The sequence below is a fragment of the Cypionkella sp. genome (assembly GCF_034376685.1).
Classification (GTDB): Bacteria; Pseudomonadota; Alphaproteobacteria; order Rhodobacterales; family Rhodobacteraceae; genus Cypionkella.
Genome location: NZ_JAXMJJ010000023.1, coordinates 1 through 16,525, shown reverse-complemented (window position 1 = coordinate 16,525; position 16,525 = coordinate 1). Strand labels below are relative to the sequence as shown.

Here is a 16,525-nt window from a genome sequence, read left to right as displayed (position 1 = left end):
CGGCGTCCGGTGGCTTGCCAAGCATGCATCACCCTAAACTTCTCCCGGCTGGGGAAAGCCCAGACAATAGCTCTATCATGGTGTCCATTGATTGCTTCCGCACTGGCTGGCCGCATAGGTCTTGAGTTTGCCGAGGCCCGCTAAAAGTTGTGAGCTTGGTGCAGACGCTACCACGAAGACTTCGACAGTTCCTTGTGGTCTATCTATCAAGAAACAGGCACCGACCTGATTTGTCGCACAGGTTCTTGGTGAGTGGATGAGGCGACATCACCAACCCCGGCGTGCTCGACGTCGCTTAAGACGGGTTGAATTGGTCGAACTGGCAGAGGGTGTGACCGAAGCCGAAATCTGCGCCGCGACCGAAGCGACGCGGGTAGCATAAGGGCTCGCCGGAAGCCGCCGTTCGTCCACTGCACGGCAAATAGCCGCACAGCCAGGACTGACTGTCGAGCCGACTCAGATGAATCTTCGGATCTTGGTAAGTGTTTACCGCTCTCTGCCAAACCGCCCACTTACTGCCTGATGCGCCAGCCAGTGCGGAAGATCCACCAGACCACTGCCAGACACAGCCCGGTGAAGGCAGCAATTGCCAGAAGACTCATGGCAATCGGCACGTCGGCAGTATCAAAGAACGACCAGCGGAAAACAGACATCAGGTACACCACGGGGTTGAACAGCGCGATGGTTCGCCAGATGCCTGGCAGCATGTCGATACTATAAAAGCTACCACCCAGAAAGATCAGCGGCGTCAGCACCAAGAGCGGGATCAGTTGTAACTGCTGAAAATCCTTGGCCCAGATGCCGATGATGAAGCCGAAAAGTGAGAAGCTGAAGCTCATCACCGCCAGCAATGCAAACATCGCAATAGGATGCGAGATCGGCAGATCGACAAACAGATAGGCTGTCAGCAGGATCACCAGACCAATCAGGACCGATTTCACCGCCGCAGCGCCTACATAGCCGATCACGATCTCCAGATAGCTGACCGGGGCCGATAAAAGCTCGTAAATCGACCCGATAAACTTGGGGAAATGGATCGCGAAAGACGCGTTCGACACCGATTGCGTGATCACCGTCAGCATGATCAGGCCAGGCACGATAAAGGCGCCGTACGTCACACCATCCACGGTTTCGATCCGGCTGCCGATGGCCGCGCCGAACACGACAAAGTAAAGTGATGTCGAAATCACCGGTGAAACCAGCGATTCGATGATGGTGCGGCTGAACCGCGCCATTTCCCGTTGAAAGATGACGCGTATCGCTGGAAAGTTCATACCTGTTCCCTCAGCAGTTCAACAAAGATGTCCTCAAGGCTGCTCTGCCGCGTGGCAAGATCGGTCATATGCAACCCCGCGCTGCGCAGATCTGTCAGCAAGGTCACGATGCCGGTTCGCTCGCTTTTGGTATCATAGGTGAATACGAGGCTGCGCCCCTCCGGCCCGAGTTCCAGTGCATAGTTCGCGAGCGCCGCTGGCACCGCGACAAGGGGCTCGGCCAGATCGACCTGCAGTTGCTTCTGACCCATCCGTTGCATCAGCGCGGCCTTGTCCTCAACCAGCAGGATCTCGCCCTTGTTGATCACTGCGACTCGGTCGGCAATCGCCTCGGCCTCTTCGATGTAGTGCGTGGTCAGGATGATGGTGACACCCTGGGCTTTCAGATCGGCCACAACCGCCCACATGTCCTTGCGCAGTTCCACATCCACGCCCGCCGATGGTTCGTCCAGAAACAGAACGCGCGGCGCATGGGCCAGCGCCTTGGCAATCAGCACGCGCCGCTTCATCCCGCCTGACAGGGGCATGATCTTGCTATCCTGCTTGTCCCATAGCGACAATTGCCGCAGCACGCGCTCCACGTAGGCCGGATCGGGCGCCTTGCCGAACAGCCCGCGCGAAAAGCTGACCGCGTTGAACACCTTCTCAAACGGCTCCAGTGTGATCTCCTGTGGCACAAGGCCAATCAGATCCCGTGCCGCCCGAAAATCCCGCACCACATCATGCCCGCCCACGGTAACGCTGCCCGATGTCGGCTGCACGATACCACAGATGGCGGAAATCAGCGTGGTCTTTCCCGCCCCATTCGGACCGAGCAGCGCGAGGATTTCGCCCTCCTCGATCTCCAGATTGACGGACTTCAGTGCTTCAAAGCCAGATTTATAGGCCTTGGTCAGATTGCGGATGGAAACGATGGACGGCATGGAATCCTCGCATTCGGAAGGGATTGAGCATAGCCTGATAGCCGCCCGAGTCCAAGGTCAGGACTGGGCAATTTCGATATCAACTTGCGCTGCCAAGTCGCGGGTCCTGAGGTAATTCTCCTGACCTGCCCCCGGTCGTCCCTCGTTCATAGCGAGAGTCCTGTGGGTTGATAGTGGTCGGTTTCGGGTTGGGCAAGCGCGCCGGGCGTGGAGCCATCAGATTGCTCAAGTGCCCGGCGCGCTTCTGCCGTTGGCTTGTTGCCCAGCGATGAGTGCGGCCTGACATTGTTGTAGTCGTAGCGCCAAAGGCCCAGCGTTCGGCGGGCATCGGCCAAGCTGTCCAATATCTCTTCGTTCAGACATTCGTCGCGAAGGCTGCCGTTGAATGACTCGATGTAGCCGTTCTGCTGGGGTTTGCCGGGGTCGATGTAATGCCACTCGACCTTGTTGTCGTTTGCCCATTTCAAGATGGCCTTGCTGGTGAACTCGGTGCCATTGTCAGAGACAATACACGCTGGTTTTCCATAGATCCTGACCAAGGCGTCCAACTCGCGCGCCACCCGGGCACCCGAGATGCTGGTATCTGCGATCAGCGCCAGATTTTCGCGGCAGCAATCGTCATTGACCGCCAGGATGCGGAACTTCCGGCAGGCCCCGAATGTGTCTGACAGGAAGTCCAGGGACCAGCGCTGGTTCGGGCGCAGCGGCACAGGCATTGGTGTGCGGCTGCCCCGCGCCCGTTTGCGGCCGCGTCGGCGGCGCACCGACAGGCCCTCTTCCCGATAAAGCCGGTAAAGCTTCTTTTCGTTCATCACCATGCCCACACGTTCGAGCATGACACCAATGCGCCGCCTCTCACGGTTTGCAAGCAAACCGTTGCCGGCCAACGGATAGCCGAACCGGCGCCGCTTCTCGGCGATCTTGTTCATTTCCAGATGGATTTCCGGGTTCTCGGGCGGCCTCTCGCGCCGCACCGTCTTCGGATCGACACCCGTTGCCCGGCAGCACATGCTTTGCATATGCGAGAGGGGATCAGGACGCAGGCCCGGCGCTGAGAGATCGGATGATCCTTGAGCGCCCGCAGCACTGCGTCCCGCCGCGCCAGCTGTGTCGTCAGGGCTTTCCCAAGAGATCTTTCAGCACAACGTTATCCAGCATCACATCTGCCAGCAAACGCTTCAACTTGACGTTCTCGTCCTCAAGCTGCTTCAGGCGTTTGGCATCGGACAGGTCCATCCCGCCATACTTGGCCTTCAGCTTGTAAAACGTCGCAGGGCTCAGCTCATGCTTGCGGCACAGCTCCGACGTCGGCAGGCCAGCCTCTTGCTCTTTGATCATCCCGATAATCTGCGCTTCGGTGAAACGGCTTTCTGCAACGACAGGACCGCGCGATTGGGCCGATCATCAATAAGTGGGGCGATCTTGACAGCTCCGCGCCAGACCGTGGTGCTACGATTGCCAGGGCTGTTGTCGTGTAGCCTTATGGTTCCACACATGACGATGGCGCCTGAACCGAGTAGCTCAGGTTCGGGTGTCAGTTTGATTTTCAGGATGCTTATGCATCCCATTTTTACCCCCGCTCGACTGCGAGCATACCGTTCTGGAGCACCTAATTCCCAGCAACTCGGCGGTGCCAGAACACTCTATCTGACGCGGCGCAGGAAGTTTGCTGTACGCGTGTCTTGCGGCGTGTCGAAGATTTGGCCAGGCGTTCCTTCCTCCACGATGCGCCCACCGTCCATGAAGATAATCCGGTCGGCAATTTCGCGCGCGAATTGCATCTCATGCGTGACGATCAGCATCGTCTGTCGCCGCTCGGCGACGCGGCGCATCAGGTCCAGCACTTCGCCCACCCATTCGGGGTCGAGCGCCGATGTGGGTTCGTCCAGCAACATCAGGGCTGCGTCCAGCGCCATTGCGCGGCCGATGCCAATACGCTGCTGTTGACCGCCCGAAAGTGCGGCGGGGTAGCTCGCGGTCTTGTCGGAAAGGCCGATCTCACGCAGGATTTCGTCGGCCCGCGCCTCTGCGTCGGCGCGCGGCTTGCGCTGCACGGTGATCAGAGCTTCGGTGATGTTGTCGCGAGCGGTCTTGTTGGCGAACAGCGCATAGTTCTGAAAGACGAACGCCGTTCGGCGGCGCAGCGCAAGGATTTGCGCAGAGGTGGCTGTTGCCGCGTCAACGGTCAGATCCCCGATGCGGATCACGCCGCCGTCGGGGCGGTCGAGGTAGTTCAGACAGCGCAGCAGCGTGGACTTTCCCGTGCCAGAGGGGCCAATGATCGCCACCCGCTCGCCCGCCGCGATGTCAAGGTCGATGCCGTCCAGCACCGTGTTTGTCCCGTAGCGTTTGGTCAGTCCGCGAATGCTGATCATCGGGCGATGGCCTTGTTCAAATGGTGCTCCAGCTGCTTTTGCAGGAAGGACAGGGTTTCGACGATCGCCCAATACAGCATGGCCACGACAAGGAACGCCTCAAAATACAAGAAGCTGCCAGCCGCTTCCTTCTGCGTCGCCCCCATCATCTCGGTCACGCCAAGGGTGAAGGCAAGCGAGGTGCTTTTGATCATGTCGATGAAGTAATTGACCAAGGTTGGGGCTGCCACGCGGGCCGCCTGCGGCAATACGATACGGCGCATCGACTGCGCCTGCGTCATGCCGACGGCCTGTGCGGCCTCCCACTGGCTGCGCTCGACCCCAAGGATCGCGGCGCGGATGCTTTCGGCCATGTAGGCCGAAAAATGCAGCGTCAGCCCGATGATCGCCGCCATCACACCGTTGATCCCGGACAGGACCGGCAGGATCTGCGGTAGGCCGTAGTAGAACAGAAACAACTGCACCAGCAGCGGCGTGCCCCGGAAGAAGCTGATGAACAGCTGAACGAACTGGTCCAGCACAGGCACGCGCATCACGCGTTCCACCGCCATCAGGCAAGCCAGCAGCAAAGCGCAGACCATCGCGGCCAGCGCCATACCGATCGTCAGCGGCACATAGCCCAAGATGACGGGCACCAGACCAAGCATGTAGTCAACGTCGAGCGCCCGCATCGCGTCAGCCTGTCGGCGCGGTCACGTCAAGACCCAGCCATTTTTCGGAAATCGCCTTCAGCGTGCCATCAGCCTTCATCTCGGTCAGCGCCGCATCCAGCTCGTCACGCAGGGCAAGGCCTTCGGCATCGTTGCGGAAGGGCAAGGCGTTCTGGATCTCGCTGAACGGGGGGCCTGCAAGCGCAAGCGGCAACGGGCTTTCCTTGATGACCTGTGCCGAGGAAACACGGTCCATCACGAAGGCGTCGATCCGACCCAGCGCCGTGTCCTGCTCGATATTGCTTTCGTAGGTGCGGATGTCGATTTCGCTGGCGAACGGCAAAGCGCGCAGCAATTGCTCGAAGTTGGATCCAAGGTTGACCCCCACCGAACGGCCCTTCAGGCTTTCAACGCCGGTGATCTCTGTCTCGTTGCCCTGCTTCACCACCACTTGCGCGCCGTCATAGACATAGGGCTGGCTGAAGGCGAATTTCGCCGCGCGCTCGGGGGTGATGGTGATCTGGTTGGCAACCGTGTCAATGCGACCGGATTCCAGCGCGCCGATCAGACCCGAGAATGACATGGTGGAGAATTCCACCGTATCGCCCGTCCGTTCGGCAAGGGCATTCATCAGATCGACCTCAAAGCCCTGTAGCTTGTCCTGCCGAACAAATGTGAAGGGAAAATATCCGCCGGACATACCGACACGAATGGTCTCTGCAGCGGCGGGGAGAACAACGGCTCCGGCCATCAACGCGGCAAGGGAAAGAGATTTAAACATCTGACGCTCCTGTATCTCGACTACAGAAGATGCTTGCGACAGGTGTAGAGATCAAGGCGCATTGCGAAACAAGCACGGCAGGGCCCGGCCTGTCGAATGTTGCAGAATAGCCATCCGCAATTTGGGATAAAATCAGGTCTTTTTCCTCAGGTGTTTGCTGGGCGTGGACAATGGTCTGCTCTGCTTGATCAAGATACTTGGTGACCAGCTTTACACGTGCCCAAACCAAGGAATAGTTACGACGGATCTGTTCCTGTAGTTTCGTGCAACTCCGCAAGGATTTAGGCCGAAGGTCGGTTAGCCTCTGGATGTCGCAACTTTTAAAATACGAAACGTGAGTGGATTGCACAAACCCCTATTATGGCTGAGATTATTGATCTAGATACGGCCTGAAAGAAAATGGATTGCAAATCAAAATGCTTTTTTCAGATAATGCCGCAATCCAGCCAATCCTCGCCAGATCTATCAGAGATGCCCCAATCCGGCATCTGGCAGAGGGCTTGGATATGACAACGCAAAAGTGATCCCATGACGACTTATGATCTGACCGATGCTGGGCTGGACGGCTTCGAGAGCGATCTGCTGACCGTGCTACAGCACTTTTTGCGGCATAATGAGGCTCTGTTGCGCAAATCCTGTGATGGATTCATCTTGTGAATCCACCCGCCGTTTCAAGGCTGACGCAGAGGCGCAAAGTCATTTGGCGGCAATGCGGACGCTGGCTGATGTCACGGAGAATGGTTTTGACGCGATCTTCTATCCCGACGGTCACGGCCCTCTTTGGGATCTGGCGGAAGACAAAGACAGCAAGCGCCTGATCGAGGCCTTCGCCGCAGCGGACCGCCCCATTGGCGCGGTCTGTCACGCGCCTGCAGTGTTCCGCCATACGCTTGCCACGAATGGCAAGCCCTTGGTTTCTGGCCGCCGCGTCACTGGGTTCACGAATACGGAAGAAAAGGGCGTTGGCTTAACGAAAATCGTGCCGTTCCTGGTGGAAGATATGTTGAAAGCCAATGGCGGCAAATACGAGAAGGGTGCCGATTGGGCCAGCTTTGTTTTGCGTGATGGCAAGCTCGTGACCGGACAAAACCCCGCCTCCTCGGCGGAAGCGCCGAAGGCTATCTTGGCCTTGCTGGCGTAAGCAATCAATCGGGCCGGATAGACGCAGACCCGCCCGTTGTGCCGGTGGCGCTCGCATCGACGTCCTGTCCAAAGCTGTCGTTCTTAACTTTTCTGAACGTGTGTTGTTTGAGCTGCGTGAAGAGGGTGCCGAAATGCAGAGTGTGTTTGACCCATGTCATCGCAGCACAGTTGTTGAGACGTCACGATCACGCCAGCCTAATCGAGGAATTTCTGATCACGATTGCATTTCTTCTCAAAAGTCCCAGCCGCTTACTGTTTTCACAGGCAAGGGTGGGGTGGGAAAGACTTTGCTCAGCTGTGCTGCGGCACTTTCGTTGGTCGATCAGGGCAGGCGGGTGCTGCTGGTCAGCACCGATCCGGCCTCAAACCTTGACGAGATGCTGGGTGCGGAGCTTTCAGACCGGGCGGCCGCTATTCCCGCTATGGCGAATCTGTTCGCCATGAACATCCTGTGCGAACATGCTCCCCTTGACACCGACGACTCATCTATTTATTTCCAACCGGTCGGAAATAAATAGATGAACCATGCCACGCCCACGCAAACATGACCAAAGCCAGATACTTGACGCGGTAGAGCGGGTGGTGGCCCGGGACGGTGTGCTGACTGTCGATGCCGTGGCGAAAGAGGCAGGGGTGGCGAAAGCCACTGTTCTGTACGAACATACCAGCAAGCGTGATCTGGTCGCGGCCTTGGTCGCGCGCACGATCAAGGCCGACAATGCATTCAACGCAGGCTGTGCTGCGACATTCGAAGGTCAGCCCGACGCCGTGCTGCGCGGTCGGATCGAAGCGGCCCGGCTAAGTCCACCGGTCGAGGGCGGCAATCCGGCCGTGCTGAGCCTTGTTGCTGCTCTGATGCAAAATGGTGCTTTGCGCGATGAGTTCCGCCACAACCAGAATGCGCTCGGACAGGCTCTGCTTTCGGGCGCGACACATCCCCGCGCGACACGGCTTGCCTGGCTTGCGCTGGAAGGCCTGAAGTTTCAGCAACATCTCGAGTTCCACGACTGGAACGCGTTGGAACGTGCCGAAATTTTGCAAGACATCGAAACCCTTGCTCGGTCGGGCGGCATCACGACGGAGGCGGATCATGTCTGACCAGCCGATCTTTATCACTGGCGCCAATGGCTATGTCGGGCGCAACCTGACCCGCTATTTCATCGCGACAGGAAGGCCGGTCATCGGCATGGTCCGCAGTGCGGCGGCGGCCGAGCTTGTGCGTAGTCTTGGTGCAAGGCCCGTCATCGGCGATATGTTAACCGGCGATCTGGCCCCGCTGATGGCGGGGGCCGAGAGCATGATCCACGCGGCAGCCCGCCTCGACCACAGTGCGGGCCGGGACGCCCTGGCCGCCAACCGTGATGGCACCGCGCGGGTGATGGCTGCGGTACAGCAGGCCGGGATCAGCGCGGTCGTCCATCTCAGCACGGATTCCGTGCTGCAGGCCGGGCAGCCGCTGCGGGATGTCGATGAAACTGCGCCATATCCGGCCCGCCCGGCAGGCGCATATTCGGCGGGCAAGGCCGAGGCCGAACGTATCGCACTCGCGGCTGCGAAAGCCATATGGGTGATGATCCTGCGCCCGCGCATGGTCTGGGAGCGCGATGATGGCACTGCGCTGCCCACGCTTGTTCGAATGGTGAAAACGGGGCGCTTTGCCTGGATTTCGGGTGGGGATTACCTCTCATCGGCGACCCATATCGCTAATCTCAGCCATGCGGTGGATCTGGCGTTGGAACGGGGTCGAACTGGCGAGATCAACCATATAACTGATGGTCCTGTTCGCACCTTCCGCGAAACTGTGACCGGCCTGTTGGCAACGCAAGGCCTGATCGTTCCTGACAAATCCGTGCCACGCACAGTCCTGCGCCTGCTCGCGCGGGTCGGGGACGGGCTTTACCGCGCCAGCAGAGGGCGGCTGAAAGGGCCCCTCAGCTTTCAGGAGTACGCCACCAGCGCGGTGGAAATCTCACTGAACACCGACAAGGCCCTACGTGAACTTGACTATAGGCCAGTCATCTCTTGGGACGAAGGACTGGAAGACATCCGTCTGGGCATCTGAGCGAGCTTCGTGCGTCAATGTGGCAAATTCCGACATCCCTTCCTTGGAGCGGACCCGAGTCGCAACTGGAGGAATAATCCCGTGGAAGATCAACACGATCACTCTAATTTTTTATGCGGCCAAGAAGGCAGTGCTGGTATTGGCAACGCGATCCCCTGACCGCATCAGGGGATCGCGAGCCACAGTTATCCGCCAAAGCGGCAGTTAAATCGTCTGCGCATGTTCAACTGCCTGCCCATCTTCAAACTGGCGTCCGGGCCACTCTCACATGCCAGTTGTGGCTGACAGCACAAGACGCACGCGCCTTTCGGCCCAAAGCAGCCATTCGTTTTCTGGAGTGTTCGCTCCAGGAACGGTCATTGCGTCGGCACCGCACGAGACAAAATCGGCGGCAAGAAAGTTCGACTGCAAACGTGCGCCGCCAAAATTAAAGTCTTAGGTGTAATATATCCAAGAGTCCGGGCCGAGGAATACCCCGGCCCGGACAGGTTTTGGGTGCTGGGAGAAGTCAACACCCTGGGAAACGCTTGGCTCAGGCAGGTATAGCTGACTTACCGGAATGTGCAGACCTGTAGCCTTCAATTTCAGCTTCCAGCGTGGCCATGGTTTCGCCCCCGGCCATCAGATCGGTGATTTCTTCGCGGGACTTTTGACCCTTGCGAAAATCAGCCGCGATGGCTCCGCGGATCAGCACCGCAAAATGATCACCCACGGCCATGGCATGCATGACCTGATGGGTAATGAAAATTACCGCCAGCCCGCGTCGCTTGGCCTCATTGACGATGCGCAGAACGTGGGTGGCTTGCTTGACGCCCAGTGCCGCTGTGGGTTCATCCAGAATCAGCACCCGTGCACCGAAATGCACGGCGCGGGCGATGGCAAGCGATTGCCGCTCGCCGCCAGACAAGCCCCCGACCAAGCGGTCACCATCGGTGATGCGGGTGATGCCAAGGCGTTGCACGGCCTCCACCGCGATGGTGTTGGCCTTTTTGCGGTCGTAGATTTTAAACGGCCCCCATCCCTTGGTGGGCTCGACTCCGACGAAAAAGCTGCGCCCGATCGACATCAGCGGAAATGTTCCGCCAAACTGATGGACCGTGGCAATGCCATGGTCTGCGGCCTCGCGCGGGCTGCTGAACTTTACCGGCTTGCCGTCCATCTCGATGCTGCCGCTGCTGGGCTGATGCACGCCCGACAACAGACGGATCACGGTGGATTTGCCCGCGCCGTTGTCGCCCAGCAGGCACAGCACTTCGCCCGCGCGCAGATCAAGGCTGATGTCATGGAGAACGTCGATGGGGCCGAACGACTTGTTGACGCCTTTCAGGCTAAGGATCGGCGCGGTCATGGCTTGGCTCCTTTCTTCCTCGGCGCGTAGGACAGCGCCATTTTGCGGAAAGTGTTGTTCATCAGGACCGCCAGCAGCAAAAGCACCCCGATGATCAGGCTGGCCCAATTTGCATCAAACGGGGTGTAGTAGATGCCTTGACTGACCACCGCAAAGGTCAGAGTGCCAAGGATGATCCCCACCACCGATCCATAGCCTCCGGTCAGCAGCACGCCGCCGACCACAACCGAGATGATCGAGTTGAAGATATAGGATTGCCCTGCTGACACTTGGGCCGAGTTGTAGAGGATGGCTTGGCTTACGCCGACAAAGGTGGCGCTGGCACCGCTACACATAAACAGCAGGATCGTCATCCGATCGGTCGGGATACCTGCGTTGCGGGCGGAAACCTTGTCGCCGCCCATGGCGAAGATCCAGTTGCCAAAGCGGGTGAAGTGCAACAGGAAGCCCCAGAGGAGCGCGGCGGCGATCCACCATAAAATGGTGACTTGGAACACGCCACCGATGAAGCGCCCCAGCAGCCATTTCGCCTCGGGCCCGGCCTTCAGCGCCACCGAGGTGGTGCCGGTGACCAGAACAGACAGCCCCAGCGTTAACCCAGCCACCGCAAACAGCGTGCCAAGCGTGACGATAAAGCTGGGAACGGCAGTGCGCACCACCAGCAGGCCGTTGATCAGGCCAACGAATGCCCCGAGTGCCAAGGCGGCCCCAATCCCTAGCAGGATCGGCATGTGAAAATGCCCCGAAATGATTGCAACCATCATCGACCCTGCGGGCACCAAGGATCCGATGGAAATATCCAGCTCTCCGGCGATCATCAGCAGGCCGATGGGGATGGCAATAATACCCAGCGCCGCAGCCACATTCAGCCAAGACGCGGCCCCACCGATTGAGGCAAAGTTGCTGCCGCCAAAGAAGGTGAAAAAGCCGAACACGGCAGCAAGTCCCAGGAAAGAGCCTGTCTCGGGGCGGCGCAACAAGGCACCGATGGAAAACGAGGTGGTGGTATTGGTCATGTACAGGTTCCCGTCGATGCAGATCCGAGGCCTTGCCGCGCAGTGTCGCGGGCGGGTCAGATCATGGGTCTTGAAATGTCCGGCCCCGTCGCAATCTAGCGGGACCGGACGGCAGGTGAAAGCTTAGCGGAACCCGGCCGCAGCGCCAGCGATGGTGGCATCAACATTGGCGGTATCGACAATGCCCGGACCGGTCAGCACCGGAGCGGTGGCGATGGCAGTGCCAAAGCTGACATAGGCATCCGCCATCGACACGGCGAGAAAGCCTTGCAGCCACGGCTGTTGATCGACAGCGAACAGCTGCGTGCCCGCCTTGATCCGGTCCAGACCTGCGCCGTCCATATCGAAGGACGCGAGTTGCACCTTGCCGGTCAGTGTTGCCTGTTCGATCCCAATCGCTGCCGAATTGGCATCCGCAGCCGAGATGGTGGCCACGCCATTGATGGTGGGGTCTTTCATCAGCGTCGCCTTAATCGCTTCGGCCACCGCTGTCGGATCGCCAAAGCTGGAGGCTGGCAGCGGCAGTTGGGTGGAGACGCCACCCTCCTTGGCAATGCCGTCCGCAACGCCCTTGCAGCGGTCTTCCAGGTTCTGCGCGCCCGGAACGGTGTTGACACAGATCACGTTTTTGAAGCCATGGCTGCCGAAATAGGCCCCCGCTGCCAAACCTGCCGGATATTCTTCGTTACCGATGTAGTTGATCGCGCCCAACTCTTTGGCTTTATCCGCGCCACCCGAATTATACAGAAGCACCGGAATGCCCGCATCCATCGCGGCCTTGATCGCCTCGTCCTGCGCATCGGGCACCCAGTTTGGCACCGCAATCACCGAAGCGCCCTGCGAAATCGCCGTGCGCACCAGATTGGCCGCATCGCCACCAATGTTGTCATAGTTTTGCAGCATCAGATAGTTGACCGTGCCGCCACGGGCCGCCACCACCAGCGTGGCATCATCAATGCCCTTTTTCACCTTGGCAAAGAACGGGTCGTCTGCCTTGCCGCCGACCACTGCGATGCTGACGCCTTCGGCGAATGCGGCTTGCGCGCCAAAGGCCAGAGCCGTTGCCATCAGGACGGTCTTCATGTTCAGTTTCGGGAATTTCATTGTAGTGTCTCCTCCGAGTTGCCGCCGTTTTGGGCGGATATTTGTTGTTATGGGTTGCAAGACGCTGCGGGATCTCTCCTCCTCCCGCAACGTCTTTGGGGGAGGGCCTTAGCGGCCCGTTGTCGAATTTGCGTTGTTCACCTTTGCGTTGGCTTTGGCGCGGGTGCGTTGGAACCGCGCTTCCATCCGGGCCTCGCCCTCAGCCGAGCCGTCGTGCCATGTGCCAAACCATTGGTCGAAGGGCACCATCCCGTCAGAGTAGTTCACCTCAAAATATTTGTGGTGCAGATAGTGGGCATAAGCGTGGCTATCCATCGCAGCCTCGCCCGCCTCGATCTTGTCAAAGCCGATGTGACCGACCACAGCGCCCGTGCCAGTGACTTGCAGATGATAGAGCATCAGCAGCGGATGTGACGGCAACACCAGATGGATCAGAATATCCGACCAATACAGCAGGTGTTCGACTGGATGCATCGACAGGCTGGACCATGGCGAGGGGTTGACCGAGTTGTGGTGGACCGAATGCACCCATTTATACAGAAAAGGTGTATGGATCAGACGATGGATGCAGAAGAAATGCGCCTCGTGAAATAGCGGGATAATGGCCAGCAGCGCAATCAGGGCCCAAGGATGGGCTTCAAATGTGGTCCAAGGGCCAAAGCCATGCGCCCATGCATAGAGCATCCCGACTTCATAGGCGGTCCAGATTGGCACGCCTGTGCCAAAGCTGCGCAGGATGTTGTCGATGTTCTGACTTTTGAACATGAACACGTCGGATTTCTTATCCGCCGGGAACAGCCCGTTGAATTTGAAGCGGTTTCCTTGCGCGCGACGGATATAAAGGCGCAGCTCCAACGCGCCGTAGAACAAGAACACAAGTGCTGCATTACGCAGAAGAATAAACGCGATCCACGTCCAGTGCAGGGTTTGCAGGCTTTCCTTGGAAGGCGTCAGATAGAACCAGATCACCGCGGCAAAGCCCATGAACAGCGCGTTCCATGGCAAGATGTAATGCGGCAACCAAGCCAGCAATTTCAGCGGCCTTGGCGGCCAGACGATGATTGGGGCGACTTGCAAGGGTGTGCTCGGTGAAAAATCTCCACGTTTGTTGCGCTTGCCAAACTTTAGATCGTCCATCCATCCCCCACCGTCTTAAACTGTGCTTTGGTGCGTGTCCGCATCCGGCGCTTGGCCAAATGCTTTGGGCTGTTCTAGAACCGCTTGACATATTGTCGCAGTGGATAGTTGATTGAAACCCATCAGGCTGGCTGCGCGCTTTTGGCCTTCAATCGCTAAATTATTGGAATTATGACCGAAAATAACCGCCCCCTTCGCATCACTTTGGCCGATGTGGCCCAGCTTGCCGGGGTTGGCAGCGCCACCGTGGACCGTGTGATCAACGAGCGCGGCAATGTCTCGGACGAGGTCCGCCAACAGGTTTTGCAGGCGGCGCGTACCTTGGGGCTCAGGCGGATGCTGCCGGTCAGCCATCACCGCATGGTGCGCATCAACGTCATTCTCGCCCGCCCCGAACTGCCGTTGATCCGCCGCATGGGGGTGGAGTTTCGCCGTTTGTCAGATCGGATGGACCACTCGGTGGCGATCCATCGTACAACGCTTGAGAACGAAGCCCCGGCGACGATTGCGCAGGCGCTGTTACGCAGCCCCTGCGATGCGGCGATTGTTTATGCCCAAGATCACCCGCAGATCCACGCGGCCATCGCCGAACTTGCCGCGCGTGGCAACCCCGTCGTCACGATGATTTCAGACCTGCCGGGGTCGGCGCGTCTGGCCTATGCCGGGACTGACCACGCGAAGGCGGGGCGCTCGGCAGGATATTTCCTGTCACGCATTGCGAAACCGGGCCCGGTACTAGTGCTGTGCAACCATCTGGGGTTTCAGTCTCATGCCGAGCGCGTGCGTGGGCTGACCGCGTATCTGGCTGCCCATGCAGCAGACTTTCCCATTGTTGAGATTGTCGAGGGCGGCGATGATGCTGTGCGGTCCGAGGCGCGACTGAAGGACGCTTTGCGCCGCCATTTCGAAGCTGTGGCGATCTACAACGTCGGCGCTGCCAACCGCGGTGCGGTGGGCGCGATACGTGCAGGAATTTCCCGGCAGCCGCCGGTTTTCATAGGACATGAGTTGACCGCCTTCACCTATCAAAGCCTGCGCGAGGGGGTGATGACCCTGACCATCGACCAAAGCCCGGAATTGCAGGCACAATTCGCCATTGACGTGCTGCTGAACCACTTCGATTTCGCAGGTGCTACGCAGATCACGCCGCCCTATGCCTCGACCGTGCCGTTCGTGCTGTATGGGCCGGAAAATCTGCCCAACAAAGCGCCGGAATAGCCCAGCAAAGGTTAGATTGTGCCTGCGCGTGCGGCCAGCCATGTGGCCATCGCGCCGCGCAAAATGGCTGTGTCTTCAGGCGCATATCCACGCGGATCAGCGCCGAATATGCCGTGCAGGCTGTGGCTCAGTGCATGGCGCTGCGGGCCGAATGGATCTTCGCCTGCCTCATCGGGCTGCGGGGGCGGCAGCAGCGAAATATCCACGGCCTGCGGATGATACGCCGCCAAAAGAGTGGTTTCAAACCGCCCCGCGTGATCTGGTGGCAGCGGCGCCTCTGTGTTGCCATTGACGCCCAACGCCAAGGCGTGTAGCGGCCCGTTCTGCGCGTTCCACGTATCGGCAAGTTGCGCTATCATCGCTAATTGTTCATCCGCGAAATGGCCGGTGAACAGCACCGCTTGCCGCACGCCAAAATCCTGCAAGCGTGCCAGAGTATGCCTCAGTATACTGGAAATCTCGGTCGCCTCGGACATCATCACTGTCCATTGATAGCGCGCATGACCGCCGCCTATGCCCCACCACAACGGCGGATAGACCAGCCCGCCGGCAATCTCTGCGGCATCAAGACACAACCCATGCGCCTGCAAACCATCCAGACCGACAGGCAAATGCTTGCCGTGATATTCGATAGTTCCCAATGGTAGCCAGACCCGCGCGCAGCGGGAGATTTCCTCGGCAATCTGCGCGGGTCGAAGCAGTTCTAATTGGCGGGTCATGTTCATCCCTTTGGTCAAAGCTTTGGCTATTGGTAGAAATTGCGCGGCCAGACATGCGCGACGAGAGCGGCTTTCAGTTCGGCCGGGAATGGCGCGCCGTCGCTGTAAATCACATTCATATCCACCTGTTCAGGGTTCAACATGCCCGGAATCACGCAAGACAATTCGGGGCAAGACAACACGTAGCGCATCGCAGCTTCGGCCAATGTGGGATAGTATGGCACGCACAGCGCCTTCAAAGCGCGCACACGTGCCAGCGTTTCGGCAAACCGATCCCCTCGGAACAACTGAGCGGGAACCGAGCCTTCGGCAAAGCTGGCATAGGTGTGATCATCCCAATGGCCCACCAGCGATCCCGAATCCAACGGCACCCGCGCAATAAAGCCTTGGCTTCCTGCGCCCGCCTTAAACAACTCCCCCGCCGGGCGTTGCTCGAATAGGTTCAGCACAACTTGTTGGCTGGCAACCAACCCCAACCGTGCTAGATCAACCCCATCGGTTGGGCGATAATCGCGGATAGAGACGCCGATCTGGTCAATCTTCCCCTCAATCCGCAGGGCGTTCAGGGTTTCAAGCCAATCGAGTTCATAAAGGCCCGTCGCCATCCACGAGTGCAGTTGAAACAAGTCAATCTGCTCCAGTTGCAACCGACGCAAAGCGTCATCGATCATCCTGCGCAGATACCACGCCGGATAGCGCCCCCGCATCTGCGGGGCGTCATCGTTGGGAGCGGGCCATTCCACTGGCTGTGCCTTGGTGGCGACGTAAATCTTGG

16 protein-coding genes and 2 pseudogenes are annotated in these 16,525 nt (G+C 58.9%); 6 read left to right on the top strand and 12 right to left on the bottom strand.

Annotated features, from left to right (window positions below):
- Nucleotides 1-512: 512 nt before the first annotated feature.
- The 6 genes and pseudogenes from U1A24_RS05115 to U1A24_RS05090 all read right to left on the bottom strand — a co-directional run bounded on the left by U1A24_RS05115 (nt 513) and on the right by U1A24_RS05090 (nt 6,003).
- Nucleotides 513-1,274 (bottom strand): ABC transporter permease, encoded by a 762-nt coding sequence (locus U1A24_RS05115; RefSeq protein ID WP_322320898.1) that lies wholly within the window; start codon nt 1,272-1,274, stop codon nt 513-515.
- On the bottom strand, nt 1,271-2,197 hold the full coding sequence (locus tag U1A24_RS05110; protein WP_322320897.1) for an ABC transporter ATP-binding protein: 927 nt from the start codon (nt 2,195-2,197) through the stop codon (nt 1,271-1,273). The genes U1A24_RS05115 and U1A24_RS05110 overlap by 4 nt, the downstream gene beginning before the upstream one ends.
- A gap of 146 nt (nt 2,198-2,343) precedes the next feature.
- Nucleotides 2,344-3,535 (bottom strand): annotated as a pseudogene (locus U1A24_RS05105) (IS3 family transposase).
- Nucleotides 3,536-3,840: 305 nt separating this feature from the next.
- Nucleotides 3,841-4,572, bottom strand: coding sequence for an amino acid ABC transporter ATP-binding protein (locus U1A24_RS05100; RefSeq protein WP_322320896.1), 732 nt, complete (start codon nt 4,570-4,572; stop codon nt 3,841-3,843).
- A complete protein-coding gene (locus U1A24_RS05095) occupies nt 4,569-5,243 on the bottom strand; it encodes an amino acid ABC transporter permease (protein ID WP_322320895.1) in 675 nt (224 codons plus the stop codon). Before U1A24_RS05095 ends, U1A24_RS05100 begins: the two co-directional genes overlap by 4 nt.
- Before the next feature lie 4 nt (nt 5,244-5,247).
- Nucleotides 5,248-6,003 carry an amino acid ABC transporter substrate-binding protein gene (locus U1A24_RS05090; protein WP_322320894.1) on the bottom strand — a complete coding sequence of 252 codons (756 nt, stop codon included), beginning with the start codon at nt 6,001-6,003 and terminating at the stop codon, nt 5,248-5,250.
- Nucleotides 6,004-6,531: 528 nt separating this feature from the next.
- Between U1A24_RS05090 and U1A24_RS05085 the strand changes: the two genes are divergently transcribed.
- From U1A24_RS05085 to U1A24_RS05065, 5 genes and pseudogenes are all read left to right on the top strand, one after another.
- Nucleotides 6,532-6,660, top strand: a complete 129-nt coding sequence (locus U1A24_RS05085; RefSeq protein ID WP_322320893.1) for a hypothetical protein — start codon at nt 6,532-6,534, stop codon at nt 6,658-6,660.
- Nucleotides 6,659-7,144: pseudogene (locus tag U1A24_RS05080) on the top strand (type 1 glutamine amidotransferase domain-containing protein); the annotation flags it as partial. The gene U1A24_RS05085 and the pseudogene U1A24_RS05080, both read left to right, overlap by 2 nt.
- A gap of 103 nt (nt 7,145-7,247) precedes the next feature.
- Nucleotides 7,248-7,664, top strand: coding sequence for an ArsA-related P-loop ATPase (locus U1A24_RS05075; protein WP_322320892.1), 417 nt, complete (start codon nt 7,248-7,250; stop codon nt 7,662-7,664).
- Nucleotides 7,665-7,671: 7 nt separating this feature from the next.
- Nucleotides 7,672-8,244, top strand: coding sequence for a TetR/AcrR family transcriptional regulator (locus U1A24_RS05070; protein ID WP_322320891.1), 573 nt, complete (start codon nt 7,672-7,674; stop codon nt 8,242-8,244).
- Nucleotides 8,237-9,208: an NAD-dependent epimerase/dehydratase family protein gene (locus tag U1A24_RS05065; RefSeq protein ID WP_322320890.1), complete on the top strand. Its 972-nt coding sequence runs from the start codon at nt 8,237-8,239 to the stop codon at nt 9,206-9,208. Before U1A24_RS05070 ends, U1A24_RS05065 begins: the two co-directional genes overlap by 8 nt.
- Before the next feature lie 532 nt (nt 9,209-9,740).
- Here the strand turns inward: U1A24_RS05065 and U1A24_RS05060 are convergent.
- The 4 genes from U1A24_RS05060 to U1A24_RS05045 all read right to left on the bottom strand — a co-directional run bounded on the left by U1A24_RS05060 (nt 9,741) and on the right by U1A24_RS05045 (nt 13,813).
- Nucleotides 9,741-10,556 carry an ATP-binding cassette domain-containing protein gene (locus U1A24_RS05060; protein ID WP_322320889.1) on the bottom strand — a complete coding sequence of 272 codons (816 nt, stop codon included), beginning with the start codon at nt 10,554-10,556 and terminating at the stop codon, nt 9,741-9,743.
- A complete protein-coding gene (locus U1A24_RS05055; RefSeq protein ID WP_322320888.1) occupies nt 10,553-11,572 on the bottom strand; it encodes an ABC transporter permease in 1,020 nt (339 codons plus the stop codon). The genes U1A24_RS05060 and U1A24_RS05055 overlap by 4 nt, the downstream gene beginning before the upstream one ends.
- A 123-nt stretch (nt 11,573-11,695) precedes the next feature.
- Nucleotides 11,696-12,676, bottom strand: a complete 981-nt coding sequence (locus U1A24_RS05050) for a sugar ABC transporter substrate-binding protein (RefSeq protein ID WP_322320887.1) — start codon at nt 12,674-12,676, stop codon at nt 11,696-11,698.
- 108 nt (nt 12,677-12,784) lie between these two features.
- Nucleotides 12,785-13,813, bottom strand: coding sequence for a sterol desaturase family protein (locus U1A24_RS05045; protein WP_322320886.1), 1,029 nt, complete (start codon nt 13,811-13,813; stop codon nt 12,785-12,787).
- A gap of 171 nt (nt 13,814-13,984) precedes the next feature.
- On the opposite strand from U1A24_RS05045, the gene U1A24_RS05040 reads away from it, so the two are divergent.
- On the top strand, nt 13,985-15,031 hold the full coding sequence (locus tag U1A24_RS05040) for a LacI family DNA-binding transcriptional regulator (protein ID WP_322320885.1): 1,047 nt from the start codon (nt 13,985-13,987) through the stop codon (nt 15,029-15,031).
- 11 nt (nt 15,032-15,042) lie between these two features.
- Here U1A24_RS05040 and U1A24_RS05035 read toward each other — a convergent pair whose 3' ends face one another.
- The gene (locus U1A24_RS05035) at nt 15,043-15,750 is read right to left on the bottom strand and encodes a creatininase family protein (RefSeq protein WP_322320884.1); all 708 of its coding nucleotides are present in this window, start codon (nt 15,748-15,750) and stop codon (nt 15,043-15,045) included.
- Between the two features lie 26 nt (nt 15,751-15,776).
- On the bottom strand, nt 15,777-16,525 hold a 749-nt coding region (locus tag U1A24_RS05030), incomplete at its 5' end, for an aldo/keto reductase (protein ID WP_322320883.1).